Below are 15,090 nucleotides of genomic sequence, written 5' to 3'. Positions count from 1 at the left end.
CGTTCTCATATATGAACGTGAAGCGCCTTTATGAACAGACGCGTTGGACGGAGACGGTAGGTACAGACCAATGCGCCGTCAAGGTTCCGCGCACGAGAAAGGCCGCACCCCGGTGGGGTGCGGCCCTGGTGTCTCTGCGGGGTCAGCGGACCTCGGTGATCTCCGGTCCGCGCTGGAGCTGACCCATTCCGCCCGCGAAACGGGAGCCCTCCTCCTGCTGAACGCCCTCGGGGACCATCTGGGCGTCGTTCGGCAGCTTGAGGACGATCGGGTCGCGGGGCGCCATCGGGCCCTCGCCGCGCACCACGACCGTGTCCCGGAAGATCTGCTCCAGCAGCCCGGCGGCCTGCGGCTGCACCGCGCCCTGCCCGGAGATGACCCCGCGCAGGAACCAGCGGGGGCCGTCCACGCCGACGAACCGCACGACCTGGAAGCCGCCGGTGCCGTCCGGCAGCTGCACGGGCACCTGGGCGCGCAGCTCCCAGCCCAGCGGCCCCTCGACCTCGTCGACGATGCCGCCCTGCTGGGTGATGCCGGTGCCGATCTCCTCGCGCACCTCGCCCCAGATGCCCTCGCGCTTGGGAGCGGCGAAGCCCTGCAACTGGATGGCGCTGTCGCGCAGCACGACCGTCGCAGCGACGATCGCGTCGCCCGCGACCTCGACCCTGAGCTCCATGCCGTCGACGCCCGGCACGAACAGACCGCCCAGGTCGACCCGGCCTTCGCTCGGGTCACGGACCTCGGAGCTGTCCCAGGGCCCGTCGGGGCGCGGCGCCGGCTCGAGCCTCAGGCGCTCGCGCTCTTCGTCCGCATCGGTGTCGACACCGTCGACGACCTGCTCGGCCTCGCCGGCCGCGTCCTCGGCGGCATCCCTCTTCTTGCGACGTCCGAACACGTCACTGTCCTTCCCGGTCGGATACGACCGAAGCGTATCGATTCCCACCCGCCTGACCGCCCAGGGCGGCCTGACCGCTTGTGCCGCTCGTCCCGTCCACCGCGGCATGGCCTCCGGTGGACCCGAAGCCCCCTTCGGCCCGCGCGGAGCCGGGGAGTTCCGCCACCTCGCGGAAGCGGACTCGCTCGACCTGCTGAACCACCAGTTGGGCAATCCGGTCGAAGCGCTCGAACCGCACGGCCTCGCGCGGGTCGAGATTCACCACGATCACCTTGATCTCCCCACGGTACCCGGCATCAACCGTCCCCGGGGCATTCACCAGGGCGACGCCGCAGCGAGCGGCCAGACCGGATCGCGGGTGCACGAAGGCCGCGTACCCCTCCGGCAACGCCACAGACACCCCCGTGGGCAGCACGGCCCGCTCCCCGGGCGCCAGTTCGCACGCCTCGGTGGTGCGCAGATCGGCGCCCGCGTCCCCGGGCTGCGCATACGACGGAAGGGGTACGTCCGGATCCACGCGCCGGATGAGCACGTCCAGCGGCGGCCGGCTCACGGGTTCACCTCGAAGGCCCGGGCCCGCCGGACCTGGTCCGGGTCGCTCATGGCCGCCTGGATCTCCTCCTGGCGGCCGTGGTCGACGAAGTGGTCGACCTTCACCTCGATGAAGAGCGCGTCCGCGCGCACGGCGACGGGCCCGTCCGGGCCGCCGACACGTCCGGTCGCGGTGGAGTAGATCTTCCGCCCGGCGACCGCCGTCACCTCCGCCTCCAGGTACAGCGTGGTGCCGACGGGCACGGGCTGTACGAAGTCGGTCTCCAGCCGCCCGGTCACCGCGATCGTGCGCAGCAGCCAGTTCAGCGAGCCGAGGGTCTCGTCCAGGGCGGACGCGAGCACGCCTCCGTGGGCGAGGCCGGGGGCGCCTTGGTGGGCGGGCTGGACGGTGAACTCGGCGGTCAGCGACACGCCCTCGCCGGCCCGGGCCTCCAGGTGCAGCCCGTGCGGCTGGTCGCCGCCGCAGCCGAAACACGCGCCGTAGTGCGCGCCGAGGAGCTCACCGGGCGCGGGCGCGTCCGGATGCCGCACCGGTCGCACGGCGTCGATCGGAGGCCGAAGAGCTGGGGAAGTACCACTCACAGCCGGAGACCTTACCCGCGCGTCGGCTCCTTCCGGACACCGTGTCAAGCTTGGCCTCATGCAGCTCTCCGCCGCCCCCTACGAAGAACGCCTCACCGCCCCGCGGACCTGGTGGCTGATCTCGTTCCTCGTGGGCGTCTCCATGGCCCTGGTCCTGCTCCCGTTCGGCACGCTGCCGATGCTCGGCGGCCTGGCCGGAGGCACCGCGGTCGCGGCCGTCGCCGCGAGCTCGTACGGCTCGGTCCGCATCCGCGTGGTGGGCGACTCCCTGATCGCGGGCGAGGCGAAGATCCCGGTGGCGGCCCTGGGCGAGGCGCAGGTGCTGGACGCGGAGGAGGCCCGCGCCTGGCGCACCTACAAGGCCGACCCGCGCGCCTTCCTGCTGCTGCGCGCGTACATCCCCACGGCCCTGCGCGTGGAGGTCACGGACCCGCAGGACCCGACGCCGTACCTGTACCTGTCCACGCGCGAGCCGGAGCGCCTGGCGGAGGCGCTGAGGACGGCGAAGGCGGCCTAGCACACCTGCGCGGGACCTCACCCGGCCGCCGCGCGCGGCCGGCCTCAGCGCCCGTCGTCGTGCTTACGGCCCAAGTGCCCGTTGCCGTCTTACGGCCTCAGCGCCCGTCGCCATGCCCACGGCCTCGGCGTCGCTGTGCTTACGGTCTCAGCGCCCGTCGTCGTGCCTGCCGTCACCGCCGTCGCCCGGGCGGTCGTCGTGGTGGCCCACGGGATCGTGGGTGATCTTGTCCAGCTCCAGGGCGTCCGCAGGACGTTCCAGGGCGGGGAGGGCCTCCAGGGACTCCCAGGGCACCTGGATCTTGCGCAGGTCACGGCGGATCCGCTCGGCGAGCTTTCTCGTCTCGCCGCGGTTCATGACCGCCCCGACGGCGGCACCCACCAGGAACGGCATCAGGTTCGGCATGTTGCGGACCATCCGCTTCATGATCCGCTGGCGCAGTTCGCGTTTCATGCGGCTGTTCAGGGCCGTGCTGAACGTCGTCGGCTTGGACGCGTCGATGCCGCGCTCCCCCGACCAGGAGTCGAGATACGCGGTGCTGCGCTGCTTGAGGTTGCCGGGCGGCCGCACGCCGTAGACCTCGTGGAGTTCGGCGATCATCTTCAGCTCGATCGCCGCGACGCCGGTGACCTCGGCGGCCAGCTCGGTCGGCATCGCCAGGGGCACGGGGAGCATGGCGGCCGCGCCGATGCCCGCGCCGACCGTCGCCGTCGCCTTCGCGGCGCCCGCCACGAGCTTGTCCGCGAGCTCCTCGGGCCCGAGGCCCGGGAACTGTCTGCGCAGTGTCGCCAGGTCCCGCACGGGGACGCGCGGGGCCAGATCGATGATGCGGTCGGCGAGGTGGGCGAGCCCGGCCCGGGCCCGGTCGCCGCCCTTGCGGGCGCCTTCCCTGGCCCGCTCCCGGATCGCCCCCGCCCGCCGTCTCGCGACGGGTGCGGGGACCTCCACGGACGCCGGGAGGTCACCCCGGTCCGCCGCCGGTTCGAGCGAGGCCGGCCCCGTACCGGTTGAGCCCCGCTCGTCGTCACGCGTGCCGTACCGCGGGCCGTCCGTCGGCCCTTCGTCCGCCCTCCGCTTGGAGAAGCGGCGCTTCCAGGGAGGGGTCGAGCCAGTCACGGCCGACCCGCCCTCAGTCGCAGTCGCGGCAGATCGGCTGACCGTTCTTCTCCCGGGCCAGCTGGCTGCGGTGGTGCACCAGGAAGCAGCTCATGCAGGTGAACTCGTCCTGCTGCTTCGGGAGCACCCGGACTGCCAGTTCCTCGTTCGAGAGGTCGGCTCCGGGCAGCTCGAGGCCCTCTGCGGCCTCGAACTCGTCGACGTCCACGGCGGAGGCCGACTTGTCGTTCCTCCGAGCCTTCAGCTCTTCGAGACTGTCCGAGTCGACGTCGTCGTCGGTCTTGCGTGGAGTGTCGTAATCGGTTGCCATGGTCGCTCTCCCCCTCTGGGTGTCTGCGGTGTCTCCAGCGCACGTAACGCGTGAGAGGCCGGACTTGTGCCCGACCTGAGGCGGAGATTTTGCCTCACATCAAGGTCTGTTACTCAATCGACACCCAACCGGACTCCTCATGAGTGATCGGCTTGGATGGCGATGGGGACCGTACACGGTCCGAATGCCGCACTACAAAGGCGTCTCACCGTGTACTTCCCGTGATCAAGACCCCCGAAAACCGGGATTTTCCCGGCTTTCCGACAGCGTGCATGATCACGGAACGTAAATGACCGGAAAGGTGCCCCTGTGATCGATCACACACGGGGCCCGTACGGCGAGGTCCAAAAAATTCCGCGCAAAGCGAACATCCCCGTGTGCCGCCGAGTTGATCGGCGACATGATCTCAGATGGGAAGCGTGACTCGCATCACGAGTCCTCCTCCCTCGCGCGGCTGGGCGTAGATGTGCCCGCCGTGCGCCCGGGCCACGGACCGGACGATGGACAGCCCGAGTCCGACGCCCTTGTCGCTGCCCGTCCGCTCGGTGCGCAGCCGCCGGAACGGCTCGAAGAGGTTGTCGATCTCGTACGCCGGGACGACCGGACCCGTGTTGGCCACGACCAGGACCGCCTGGCCGTGCTGGACCTCGGTGGTGACCTCGACCCAGCCGTCCTCGGGGACGTTGTAGCGCACGGCGTTCTGCAGCAGGTTGAGCGCGATCCGCTCCAGCAGCACGCCGTTGCCCTGGACGACCGCGGGCTTCTGCTCGCCCCGGATGCGCACGCCCTTGCTCTCGGCCTCGCCGTGCACCTGGTCGATGGCCTGCTCGGCGACCTCGGCGAGGTCCACCGGCCCGCGCTCGACGATCTGGTTGTCGCTGCGGGCGAGGAGCAGCAGGCCCTCGACGAGCTGCTCACTGCGCTCGTTGGTGGCCAGCAGTGTCTTGCCGAGCTGCTGGAGCTCCACGGGCGCCTGCGGGTCGGACAGGTGCACTTCGAGGAGGGTGCGGTTGATCGCCAGCGGCGTTCTCAGCTCGTGGGAGGCGTTGCCGACGAAGCGCTGCTGGGCCGTGAAGGCCCGCTGGAGCCGCTCCAGCATGTCGTCGAAGGTGTCCGCCAGCTCCTTCAGCTCGTCGTCCGGGCCGTCCAGCTCGATCCGGCGGGACAGGTCGGAGCCCGCCACCGCGCGGGCGGTACGGGTGATCCGCCCCAGCGGGGAGAGCACGCGCCCGGCCATGGCGTAGCCGAAGGCGAAGGCGATGACCGCCAGGCCGAGCAGGGCCAGCAGCGAGCGGCTGAGCAGGCTGTCCAGGGCGTGCCGGCGCTGCTCGTTGACGCACGCGTTCATGGCGCTGTTGAACTCGTTGGGCGAGGCCTGGTCCGGCAGGTTGCAGATGTCGCTGGTGACCTTGCCCTCGACGATCTTGAAGGGCAGGTCGCTGCCCACGTTGAGGGCCTGCGCGGCCAGCAGGTAGATGATCGACAGCAGCAGGATGCCCGCGATCAGGAACATGCCGCCGTAGAGCAGCGTGAGCCTTATGCGGATCGTCGGGCGCAGCCAGGGGAAGGGCGGCACGGGCCGCCTGGGGTCCCAGGTGGGCTTGGGGGGCGCCTGCGGGGGCGCGGGAGTCGTTGCCACGGGGGTATCTCAGATCCGGTAGCCGGAGCCGGGGACGGTGACGATGACGGGCGGCTCGCCCAGCTTGCGGCGCAGGGTCATGACCGTCACGCGCACGACGTTGGTGAACGGGTCGGTGTTCTCGTCCCACGCCTTCTCCAGGAGCTGCTCCGCGGAGACGACGGCGCCCTCGCTGCGCATCAGCACCTCAAGGACGGCGAACTCCTTCGGCGCGAGCTGCACCTCCTTGCCGTCGCGGAAGACCTCGCGGCGGTTGGGGTCGAGCTTGATCCCGGCGCGCTCCAGGACGGGCGGCAGGGGCACGCTGGTGCGCCGGCCGAGGGCGCGCACGCGGGCGATGAGCTCACTGAACGCGAACGGCTTGGGCAGGTAGTCGTCGGCGCCGATCTCCAGTCCCTCGACCCGGTCGCTGACGTCGCCGGAGGCCGTCAGCATCAGCACACGGGTGGGCATGCCGAGCTCGACGATCTTGCGGCAGACGTCGTCGCCGTGCACGAGCGGGAGGTCGCGGTCCAGGACGACCACGTCGTAGTCGTTGACGCCGATGCGCTCCAGGGCGGCCGCGCCGTCGTACACGACGTCGACGGCCATGGCCTCCCGGCGCAGTCCGGTGGCCACCGCATCGGCGAGCAGTTGCTCGTCCTCGACGACGAGTACGCGCACGTTCCTGGTCCTTCCTGATGTCCGCCCGCGCAGCCCTCATCGAGCGCACGCGGGCAGGGGTCTACGACGGTGTCGTGGTGTGTTGCTCTCCATCCTGCCCTTTTCGGTCATAAGTCGGAGGTAAGGCGGGTGAGAGGGCGGTGACCGCACGAGGGAATACGAGATTTTCTCCTCCGGTTAGGTTTCCACGGAAGGGAGCTTGGGGAGGACGGCTTTACATCCCACGATCACGCTCTGTCGGCGCCGCAGCACCATGCGGTGTGCATCAATCCGCTTTTCCGCAGGGCGGGCGTGGGTGTCCGGCACCGTCGCCGCCCGGCCGTGCGGCGCTGGGCATCCACATGCGGCGTGATCGTCCCTTCCGAACGGCACACCCCCGTGCCATCGACCCACGACCCAGGACGAGGGGGCGCAGCATGGACGCATTCACCGCAGGACTTCTGCAGCGCATAAGGGCGACCGAGTCCGATCTGTCCCGGGCTCGCGACGAGGGCGACGAGTTCCTCGTCGACGTGGAGCAGGGCGAGCTCGACGACCTGCGCCGACTCGCCGCCGAGCACGGTGTGGAGGTCAGCGCGACGAGCGTCTGATCAGGCCGCAGGAAGCGGGCCCCGGTGAATCCAGCGCCGGGGCCCGCTTCCTTGCCGCAGGGCCGCCCGAAGACCGCGCGCGGGACCGGTTGGGCGCGCGTTCACCTGGAGTTCAGCGTGCCGTCGGCCGTGGTCGGGGAGCCCTCGTCCGTCTCAGTCGTGCCAGGCGCCGAAGTCCTCCAGGAGGCGCTGGAGGGGCTCGAAGACGCCGGGGGTGCCCGCCACCGCCAGCTCGCCTGAGGGGCGCTCCCCGGGGCGTCCACCGGTCAGCGCGCCCGCTTCCCGGGCGATGAGGTCGCCCGCGGCGAGGTCCCAGGGGTGCAGACCGCGTTCGTAGTAGCCGTCGAGGCGTCCCGCGGCCACGTCGCACAGGTCGACCGCGGCCGAGCCGCCGCGCCGGATGTCGCGCAGCAGCGGGATCAGCCGCTGGGCCACGTCGGCCTGGTGGGCGCGGACGTCGGCCACGTAGTTGAAGCCCGTCGAGACCAGTGCCTGGTCCAGGGGCGGCGCGGGACGGCAGGCCAGCCGGCGCTCACCGTCCCAGGCGCCGGTGGCCCAGGCGCCCCGGCCGCGCACGGCGTGGAACGTCTCGCCGCGCATCGGTGCCGCGACCACGCCGACGACGGTCTCGCCGTCCTGCTCGGCGGCGATGGAGACGGCCCAGGTGGGCAGGCCGTACAGGTAGTTCACCGTGCCGTCGAGCGGGTCGATCACCCAGCGGACACCGCTCGTGCCCTCCGTGGCGGCGCCCTCCTCGCCGAGGACGCCGTCGTCCGGACGGCGCTCGGCGATCAGGCCCGTGATCAGCTTCTCCGCCGCGATGTCCATCTCGGTCACCACGTCGATGGGGCTGGACTTGGTCGCGGCGACCGCCAGGTCGGCCGGCCGGCCGTCCCGCAGCAGGGCGCCGGCGCGGCCGGCGGCCTCCTGGGCGAGTGCGAGCAGGTCCGAGTGCAGGGGGTCGGTCACGGGACTCCTCACGCGTAGGGGCTGTCGGCGCCGGCGGCGGCGGGACGGGGGGCGCGGGCCGGGCAGCAGCCGACCGGGCAGAGGTGGTGGCTCGCGCCCAGGGCGCCCAGCGCGCACGGCGTCACGTCCTGCCCGCGCTCGGCGGCGGCGCGCTCCACGACCAGCTCGCGGACCGCGGCGGCGAACCTCGGGTCGGCGCCGACGGTGGCCGAACGCCGCATCGGCAGCCCCAGCTCCGCGGCCCGGGCCCTGGCCTCCGTGTCGAGGTCGTAGAGGACCTCCATGTGGTCGGAGACGAAGCCGATGGGGGCGATGACGACGGCCGGGACACCGGCCGCGTGCCGTTCGTCGAGGTGGTCGCAGATGTCCGGCTCCAGCCAGGGGATGTGCGGGGCGCCGGAGCGGGACTGGTAGACGAGCTGCCAGGGGTGGTCGACGCCGGTGCGCTCTCGCACGGCGTCGGCGATCTGCCGCGCCACGTCCAGGTGCTGCCTCACGTAGGCGCCGCCGTCGCCGTGCTCCTCGACGGGGCCCGAGGTGTCGGCGGAGGCCGTCGGGATCGAGTGCGTCGAGAAGGCGAGGTGCGCCCCGTCCCGGACGTCCTCGGGGAGCTCGGCGAGGGACCGGAGCACCCCGTCGATCATGGGCTCCAGGAAGCCCGGGTGGTTGAAGTAGTGCCGGAGCTTGTCGACCTTCGGCGGCTCCAGGCCCTCGGCCTCCAGGGCCGCGAGCGAGTCCGCGAGGTTCTCGCGGTACTGGCGGCAGCCCGAGTACGAGGCGTAGGCGCTGGTGGCGAGGACCAGGATGCGGCGGCGGCCGTCGCGGACCATGTCGCGCAGCGTGTCCGTCAGGTACGGCGCCCAGTTGCGATTGCCCCAGTAGACCGGCAGGTCCAGGCCGTGCTCGGCGAAGTCCTTGCGCAGGGCGTCCAGCAGGGCGCGGTTCTGGTCGTTGATCGGGCTGACCCCGCCAAACAGGAAGTAGTGCTGCCCGACTTCCTTGAGGCGTTCCTTGGGGATGCCGCGCCCACGTGTGACGTTCTCCAGGAACGGGACCACGTCGTCCGGGCCTTCCGGGCCGCCGAACGAGAGCAGGAGCAGGGCGTCGTAGGGGCTGACATCGCGCGCGTCTGGCATGAGTCGATCCTGCCACCCGGCACCGACAGCCGGGAAACGGCGGGGGGACGCCCGCGCGGCGCCCCCGCTCCGGGGCCGTCCGGCGCCGGGCCGGACGGGTGCGTCGGGGCGTTCCGGGCCGTAAGCTGTGTCGACTGCGTTCGCAGCTTACCGAGCCCTTCGGAGACCCCGTTGCCCAGCCCCTACCGCGCCCTGTTCGCCGCTCCCGGCTCCAAGGGTTTCTCCGCTGCGGGCTTCCTCGGCCGGATGCCGCTGTCGATGATGGGCATCGGCGTGGTCACGATGGTCTCCCAGCTCACCGGGCGGTACGGGCTGGCCGGTGCCTTGTCGGCGACCATCGCGCTGGCCGCGGCCGTGGCCGGCCCGCAGGTCTCGCGCCTGGTGGACCAGTACGGGCAGCGGCGGGTGCTGCGCCCGGCCACGCTGATCTCGCTCGTGGCGGCCGCTCTCCTGCTGTTCGCCGCGCACTACGGGTGGCCGGACTGGGTGCTGTTCGCGGCCTGCGCCGGCATCGGCTGCGTGCCGAGCGTCGGCGCGATGATCCGGGCCCGCTGGGCGGCGCTGTACCGCGGGACCCCGCAGCTGCACACCGCGTACTCCTTCGAGTCCGTGGTGGACGAGGTGTGCTTCATCTTCGGGCCGATCATCTCCATCGGTCTGTCCACGGCCTGGTTCCCGGAGGCCGGCCCGCTGCTGGCCGCCGGCTTCCTGGCCGTCGGCGTGTTCTGGCTGACCGCGCAGCGTGCCACCGAACCCGAGCCGCACCCGCGCGAGCGGAAGGGCGGCGGCAGCGCGCTGCGCGCGCCGGGCCTCCAGGTCCTGGTGGCCACCTTCGTCGCCACCGGCGCGATCTTCGGAGCGGTCGACGTCGTCACCGTGGCCTTCGCCGACGAGGAGGGCCACAAGGCCGCGGCGAGCGTCGTCCTCGCCGTGTACGCGGCGGGTTCCTGTGTGGCGGGCATGATCTTCGGGCTGCTGCACTTCGCCGGGGCGCCGGAACGACGGTGGCTGCTGGGCGTATGTGCCATGGCCGTGAGTATGATCCCCCTCCTACTGGTCGGAAACTTGCCGTTTCTGGCCGTGGCGCTGTTCGTTGCGGGTCTGTCCATCGCTCCCACGATGATCACGACCATGTCCCTCATCGAAGAGCACGTACCACGCGCGCAGCTCACCGAAGGCATGACCTGGGTGAGCACCGGGCTCGCGGTGGGGGTCGCACTCGGCTCCTCCGCGGCCGGCTGGGTGATCGACGCGGCCGGGGCGCGTGCGGGGTACGGGGTTCCGGCCGTGGCCGGGGCCGTCGCGGTCGCGGTGGGTTTCCTCGGTTTCCGCCGGCTCAAGCGGCCGGCACCGGGTCGGGGAGGCTCCGTTGAGCAGCACAGCGCACGGAAAGAACGGCACGTGGCGTAACTGGGGCCGCAACGTCACCGCGCGACCCGCGCGCGAGGTCACCCCGGCATCCGTCGACGAACTGGCCGCCGCCGTGCGGCGGGCGGCCGAGGACGGCCTGAAAGTGAAGGCCGTCGGTACCGGACACTCCTTCACGTCCATAGCCGCGACGGACGGCGTGTTGATCCGCCCTCACCTGCTGACCGGCATCCGCGGCATCGACCGCGAGAACATGACGGTCACCGTGGAGGCCGGCACCCCGCTGAAAAGGCTCAACATCGCCCTCGCGCGCGAGGGTCTGTCGCTGACGAACATGGGCGACATCATGGAGCAGACGGTCTCCGGCGCCACCAGCACCGGCACGCACGGCACGGGGCGTGACTCCGGCTCGATCGCCGCCCAGATCAAGGGCCTGGAACTGGTCACGGCCGACGGCTCCGTCCTCACCTGCTCCGAGAAGGAGAACCCGGAGGTCTTCGCCGCCGCCCGCATCGGCCTGGGCGCGCTGGGCGTCATCACCGCGATCACGTTCGCCGTCGAGCCGGTCTTCCTGCTCACGGCCCGCGAGGAGCCGATGCCGTTCGACAAGGTCCTCGCGGACTTCGAGGAACTCTGGGCCGAGAACGAGCACTTCGAGTTCTACTGGTTCCCGCACACCGGCAGCACCAACACCAAGCGCAACAACCGCAGCGCGGGCCCGGAGAAGCCGGTGCCGCAGCTCCAGAGCTGGTTCGAGGACGAGTTCCTCTCCAACGGCGTCTTCCAGGTGGCCAACTGGGTCGGCCGCGCGGTGCCCGCCACGATCCCCGCGATCGCCCAGATCTCCAGCAAGGCCCTGTCCGCGCGGACCTACACGGACATCCCCTACAAGGTCTTCACGTCCCCGCGCCGGGTGCGCTTCGTGGAGATGGAGTACGCCGTTCCGCGTGCGGCGGTGGTCGAGACGCTGCGCGAGCTGAAGGCGATGGTGGACCGCTCCGGCCTGCGGGTGAGCTTCCCCGTCGAGGTGCGCACCGCCCCCGCCGACGACATCACGCTGTCCACCGCCTCCGGCCGGGACACCGCGTACATCGCCGTCCACATGTTCCAGGGCACGCCCTACCAGCGGTACTTCACCGCCGCCGAGCGCATCTTCACCGCCCACGAGGGCCGTCCGCACTGGGGCAAGATCCACACGCGGGACGCCGAGTACTTCTCCGGGGTGTATCCGCGCTTCGGCGAGTTCACGGCGCTGCGGGATCGCCTCGACCCGGAACGCCGGTTCCAGAACGACTACTTGCGGAGGGTTCTGGGCGCGTAGGCGACGCGCCGGTGACGGCGCTCCCGGCGATGACGTGAAGTTCCCCACGTTCAAGATCGAAAAACGGGGGCAAGTGACGGCCGAGTCCCCCCTCTTGCGAGAAGTCGGACGGCGCGCCAATCCACGCAGGTGGCCCAAATGGAGTACTGTGGCGAGCCCTGGGTCCGGTCTCCCGTAAGGGTGTACGGGGCCTTTAAGGACCGCCGGGAGGGGGCTAGTTGCACAGGGTGACAGGGTTCGTCACTTAGCGTTGCGAATAGGTAACCGTGCCATAACGGCGTTCCAGGGCCCGCGCCCGACACGCCGGGCAACTCGGCAAGGTTGTGGCAGGCTGCACCCGGGCAGGCCACACTCGACTAGCGGAAGCAGCGACGCACGTGACGTCGGCAGGCACCACCCGGGAGGTCCCCATGCCCGAACTGCGTGTCGTGGCCGTCTCGAATGACGGCACACGGCTGGTGCTGAAGGCTGCCGATTCTACGGAGTACACGCTTCCGATCGACGAACGCCTGCGCGCCGCCGTGCGTGGCGACCGTCCCCGTCTCGGCCAGATCGAGATCGAGGTGGAGAGCCACCTCCGCCCCCGCGACATCCAGGCACGTATACGTGCGGGCGCGACCGCGGAAGAGGTCGCGCAGATGGCAGGCATCCCCGTCGACCGGGTGCGCCGCTTCGAGGGCCCCGTGCTCGCCGAGCGTGCCTTCATGGCCGAACGGGCCCGCAAGACCCCGGTCCGCCGCCCCGGCGAGAACTCCGGTCCGCCGCTGGGTGAGGCCGTGCAGGAGCGGCTGCTGCTGCGCGGCGCCGACAAGGACACCGTCCAGTGGGACTCGTGGCGCCGCGACGACGGCACCTGGGAAGTCCTGCTGGTCTACCGCGTCGCGGGCGAACCGCACTCGGCGAGCTGGACCTACGACCCGCCCCGGCGGCTCGTCCAGGCCGTCGACGACGAAGCCCGCTCCCTCATCGGCGAGTCCGACGACCTGGCCGCGCCAGAGCCCAGCTTCCCGTTCGTCCCCCGCATCGCGCGCCTGCCACGCGACAGGCCGCTGGACCGCCCCGAGCGGCCCGGGCTGCCCGCCCAGGCGTCCGAACCGGCCGAGGAGGCCACGGGTGAACGCGACTCGCTGACCAGCCTGCTGGAGGCGGTGCCGAGCTTCCGCGGCGACCTGGTGGTTCCCGAACTCCCCCCGGCGGAGCCCGAGGAGGAGACCGTCGTCGCCGAGGTCGAGGAGGAGGAGCCCCCGGCTCCCGCCGCCTCCGCCGGAGCCGGTTCCGCCTACGCGGACGTCCTCATGCCGCGATCCGTGGGCAGCCACCGCGACCGGCTCATCGGCGCCACCGACCGCCAGGCCGAGGCGGACGGGGTGCGCCCGGGCCGCAGAGCGGCCGTGCCGAGCTGGGACGAGATCGTGTTCGGGACGCGGCGCAAGAAGCAGGAGTAGCCGGACCGGCTGTCGGGTTGCGGGGCCGCGCCTGCCGGGCGCGGCCCTCACCTCGTGTCAGGTCACTGCGGATCCGGCCCGACGGCGACCGGCCGGTCCGGGTCCGAGGACCACTCCGACCAAGACCCCACGTACAGCTCGGCCGGGATGCCAGCGGCCGCCAGCGCCAGGACCTCGTGGGCCGCCGAGACCCCCGACCCGCAGTACACACCGACCCGTACGCCGTCGCCCACGCCGAGTTCCTTGAACCGCGTGCGCAGTTCACCGGCCGGCAGGAACCGCCCGTCGGCCCCGACGTTCTGTGTGGTGGGCGCCGACACCGCGCCCGGGATGTGCCCGGCCACCGGGTCGATCGGCTCCACCTCACCCCGGTAGCGCTCCCCCGCCCGCGCGTCCAGCAGCACCCCGGACCGGGCCAGCGCGGCGGCGGCATCGGCGTCGAGCAGCCCGGTCGCCCCCGGCTCGGGCACGAAGTCACCCTCCGCCGGAACCGTCACGGACGTCTCCAACGGCCCCTCCCAGGACGGCAACCCGCCGTCGAGGACCCGCACGTCCGGGTGACCCGTCCAGCGCAGCAGCCACCACGCCCGGGCCGCCGCCCAGCCCTGGCCGCCGTCGTAGACGACGACCGGTGTCCCGGACGACACGCCCGCCCGGCGCATCGCGGCACCGAAGTGCGCCAGGTCCGGCAGCGGATGGCGTCCGCCCGCGCCCGGCGCGGAGGCCAACTCCCGGTCCAGGTCCACGTAGACGGCTCCGGGCAGGTGCCCTGACTCGTACGCCGCCCGGCCGTCGAACGGCGGCTCGCCGGCCGCCTTCGCCGCGGTGAGCTGCCAGCGGACGTCGAGCAGGACCGGCGGGTGGGCACCCGCGAGGCCCCTCGCGAGATCGGGTGCGGAGATGATGGCGTTCATGGCCCCCATCCTCGCGCACCGGGTGGCCGAGCCGTCCCCGCCCGGCTACTCTGCTCGGCCGGAGCGGGACGATCACCCGCCGTACGCGAACAAGCACATGCTGTACAGCTGAACGACACAAGTCGACAAGCGCGCCGCAAGGGACAGGGGCCCGCACATCGGGCATTCTCCCGGACTGGGGACGCCCCACAGGGCTGCCCCGGCAGGGCTGCGGAGAACACGGCCGGCGCGAGGCCGAGAAGAGAGTGACGATGACCGACGCACGGGGGTCCGCCGGGCCGAACGGTGACACATCCGCTCGGCACACGCCGGGCACACCCTGCTGGGTGAGCCTGATGGTGCACAGCCCGGCCGCGACCGAGGAGTTCTACGGAGCGCTGTTCGGCTGGGAGTTCCAGCCGGGCCCGCAACAGCTCGGCCCGTATGTGCGCGCGCTGCTCGACGGGCGCGAGGTGGCCGGCATCGGGCGGCTGCCTCCGGACCGCCATCTGCCCATCGCGTGGACGCCCTACTTCGCCTCTCAGGACGTGGATCTGACGGCCGAGACGGTGCGCAGCCGCGGCGGCACGATCGGAGTGGGCCCGCTCGACGCCGCCGACGCGGGCCGCCTCGCCATCGGCTCCGACCCCTCCGGCGCGATCTTCGGCATCTGGCAGGCCGCCGCGCATCTCGGCACCGCCGTCGCGGGCGTCCCCGGCACACCCGCCTGGAACGAACTGCTGACCTACGAGTCGGCGAGCGCCGCCAAGTTCTACCGCACGGTGTTCGGCTACGAGGAGGAGCCGGAGGTCTCCGCCGACTTCGACCACGTGACCCTGCACCTGGGCGGCGGGCCCGTCGCCGGCATCCACGGCCTGGGGCATGGCCTGCCCCGGGACCGGGGGGCGCACTGGGTCACGTACTTCCAGGTCGCCGACGTGGACGACGCCCTGGACCAGCTCGTCCACCTGGGCGGGCACGTCATCGAGCCGGTGCACGACACCGCGCACGGGCGGGTGGCGCACGTGGCGGATCCGGAAGGGGCACGGTTCGCGCTGCTGCAACGGCCGGACTGACGGCCCGGCCTGCCGCGG

General features: G+C 71.9%; 16 protein-coding genes. 6 read left to right on the top strand and 10 right to left on the bottom strand.

Annotated features, from left to right (window positions below; all coding sequences use genetic code 11):
• Positions 1-142 precede the first annotated feature (142 nt).
• From AC0665_RS20825 to AC0665_RS20815, 3 genes are read right to left on the bottom strand one after another with little or no spacing between them, the layout of a single operon-like run.
• Positions 143-895, bottom strand: a complete 753-nt coding sequence (locus AC0665_RS20825; protein WP_107459963.1) for a DUF3710 domain-containing protein — start codon at positions 893-895, stop codon at positions 143-145.
• Position 896: 1 nt separating this feature from the next.
• A complete protein-coding gene (dut, locus tag AC0665_RS20820) occupies positions 897-1,448 on the bottom strand; it encodes a dUTP diphosphatase (RefSeq protein ID WP_468402558.1) in 552 nt (183 codons plus the stop codon).
• Positions 1,445-2,029 carry a PaaI family thioesterase gene (locus AC0665_RS20815; RefSeq protein ID WP_468402556.1) on the bottom strand — a complete coding sequence of 195 codons (585 nt, stop codon included), beginning with the start codon at positions 2,027-2,029 and terminating at the stop codon, positions 1,445-1,447. The genes dut and AC0665_RS20815 overlap by 4 nt, the downstream gene beginning before the upstream one ends.
• A gap of 58 nt (positions 2,030-2,087) precedes the next feature.
• On the opposite strand from AC0665_RS20815, the gene AC0665_RS20810 reads away from it, so the two are divergent.
• A complete protein-coding gene (locus AC0665_RS20810; RefSeq protein WP_363121757.1) occupies positions 2,088-2,546 on the top strand; it encodes a DUF3093 domain-containing protein in 459 nt (152 codons plus the stop codon).
• A 147-nt stretch (positions 2,547-2,693) separates the two neighbouring features.
• On the opposite strand, the gene AC0665_RS20805 is transcribed toward AC0665_RS20810, so the two are convergent.
• From AC0665_RS20805 to AC0665_RS20790, 4 genes are all read right to left on the bottom strand, one after another.
• Positions 2,694-3,662 (bottom strand): hypothetical protein, encoded by a 969-nt coding sequence (locus AC0665_RS20805; protein ID WP_478604445.1) that lies wholly within the window; start codon positions 3,660-3,662, stop codon positions 2,694-2,696.
• Between the two features lie 13 nt (positions 3,663-3,675).
• Positions 3,676-3,972 carry a DUF4193 domain-containing protein gene (locus AC0665_RS20800; protein WP_003993510.1) on the bottom strand — a complete coding sequence of 99 codons (297 nt, stop codon included), beginning with the start codon at positions 3,970-3,972 and terminating at the stop codon, positions 3,676-3,678.
• A 406-nt stretch (positions 3,973-4,378) separates the two neighbouring features.
• Positions 4,379-5,611: a sensor histidine kinase gene (locus tag AC0665_RS20795; protein ID WP_363121755.1), complete on the bottom strand. Its 1,233-nt coding sequence runs from the start codon at positions 5,609-5,611 to the stop codon at positions 4,379-4,381.
• A 9-nt stretch (positions 5,612-5,620) separates the two neighbouring features.
• Positions 5,621-6,274, bottom strand: coding sequence for a response regulator transcription factor (locus AC0665_RS20790; protein ID WP_003993508.1), 654 nt, complete (start codon positions 6,272-6,274; stop codon positions 5,621-5,623).
• Between the two features lie 416 nt (positions 6,275-6,690).
• On the opposite strand from AC0665_RS20790, the gene AC0665_RS20785 reads away from it, so the two are divergent.
• On the top strand, positions 6,691-6,864 hold the full coding sequence (locus AC0665_RS20785) for a hypothetical protein (RefSeq protein WP_363121754.1): 174 nt from the start codon (positions 6,691-6,693) through the stop codon (positions 6,862-6,864).
• A 153-nt stretch (positions 6,865-7,017) separates the two neighbouring features.
• Here the strand turns inward: AC0665_RS20785 and AC0665_RS20780 are convergent, their stop codons facing one another.
• The gene (locus tag AC0665_RS20780) at positions 7,018-7,833 is read right to left on the bottom strand and encodes an inositol monophosphatase family protein (RefSeq protein ID WP_363121753.1); all 816 of its coding nucleotides are present in this window, start codon (positions 7,831-7,833) and stop codon (positions 7,018-7,020) included.
• A gap of 8 nt (positions 7,834-7,841) precedes the next feature.
• The gene (locus AC0665_RS20775) at positions 7,842-8,969 is read right to left on the bottom strand and encodes a ferrochelatase (RefSeq protein WP_478604451.1); all 1,128 of its coding nucleotides are present in this window, start codon (positions 8,967-8,969) and stop codon (positions 7,842-7,844) included.
• 171 nt (positions 8,970-9,140) lie between these two features.
• On the opposite strand from AC0665_RS20775, the gene AC0665_RS20770 reads away from it, so the two are divergent.
• From AC0665_RS20770 to sepH, 3 genes are all read left to right on the top strand, one after another.
• Positions 9,141-10,379, top strand: a complete 1,239-nt coding sequence (locus AC0665_RS20770; RefSeq protein ID WP_468402547.1) for an MFS transporter — start codon at positions 9,141-9,143, stop codon at positions 10,377-10,379.
• Positions 10,339-11,658 (top strand): D-arabinono-1,4-lactone oxidase, encoded by a 1,320-nt coding sequence (locus AC0665_RS20765; protein WP_468402545.1) that lies wholly within the window; start codon positions 10,339-10,341, stop codon positions 11,656-11,658. Before AC0665_RS20770 ends, AC0665_RS20765 begins: the two co-directional genes overlap by 41 nt.
• A 410-nt stretch (positions 11,659-12,068) precedes the next feature.
• A complete protein-coding gene (gene sepH, locus AC0665_RS20760; RefSeq protein ID WP_478510899.1) occupies positions 12,069-13,103 on the top strand; it encodes a septation protein SepH in 1,035 nt (344 codons plus the stop codon).
• 62 nt (positions 13,104-13,165) lie between these two features.
• On the opposite strand, the gene AC0665_RS20755 is transcribed toward sepH, so the two are convergent.
• Positions 13,166-14,017, bottom strand: coding sequence for a sulfurtransferase (locus tag AC0665_RS20755; protein ID WP_478705532.1), 852 nt, complete (start codon positions 14,015-14,017; stop codon positions 13,166-13,168).
• Between the two features lie 251 nt (positions 14,018-14,268).
• On the opposite strand from AC0665_RS20755, the gene AC0665_RS20750 reads away from it, so the two are divergent.
• On the top strand, positions 14,269-15,072 hold the full coding sequence (locus AC0665_RS20750; protein WP_478604457.1) for a VOC family protein: 804 nt from the start codon (positions 14,269-14,271) through the stop codon (positions 15,070-15,072).
• The last annotated feature ends 18 nt before the right edge of the window (positions 15,073-15,090 follow it).

The sequence above is a fragment of the Streptomyces sp. NPDC043685 genome, assembly GCF_056436585.1.
The sequence above is the reverse complement of the archived record's forward strand: the minus strand, read 5'-3'. Positions and strand labels throughout refer to the sequence as shown.

Coding starts and splice junctions, on each gene's coding strand:
- AC0665_RS20810 (WP_363121757.1), top strand. CDS start 2,088: ATGCAGCTCTCCGCCGCCCCCTACGAAGAACGCCTCACCGCCCCGCGG.
- AC0665_RS20800 (WP_003993510.1), bottom strand. CDS start 3,972: ATGGCAACCGATTACGACACTCCACGCAAGACCGACGACGACGTCGAC.
- AC0665_RS20785 (WP_363121754.1), top strand. CDS start 6,691: ATGGACGCATTCACCGCAGGACTTCTGCAGCGCATAAGGGCGACCGAG.
- AC0665_RS20775 (WP_478604451.1), bottom strand. CDS start 8,969: ATGCCAGACGCGCGCGATGTCAGCCCCTACGACGCCCTGCTCCTGCTC.
- sepH (WP_478510899.1), top strand. CDS start 12,069: ATGCCCGAACTGCGTGTCGTGGCCGTCTCGAATGACGGCACACGGCTG.
- AC0665_RS20755 (WP_478705532.1), bottom strand. CDS start 14,017: ATGAACGCCATCATCTCCGCACCCGATCTCGCGAGGGGCCTCGCGGGT.
- AC0665_RS20750 (WP_478604457.1), top strand. CDS start 14,269: ATGACCGACGCACGGGGGTCCGCCGGGCCGAACGGTGACACATCCGCT.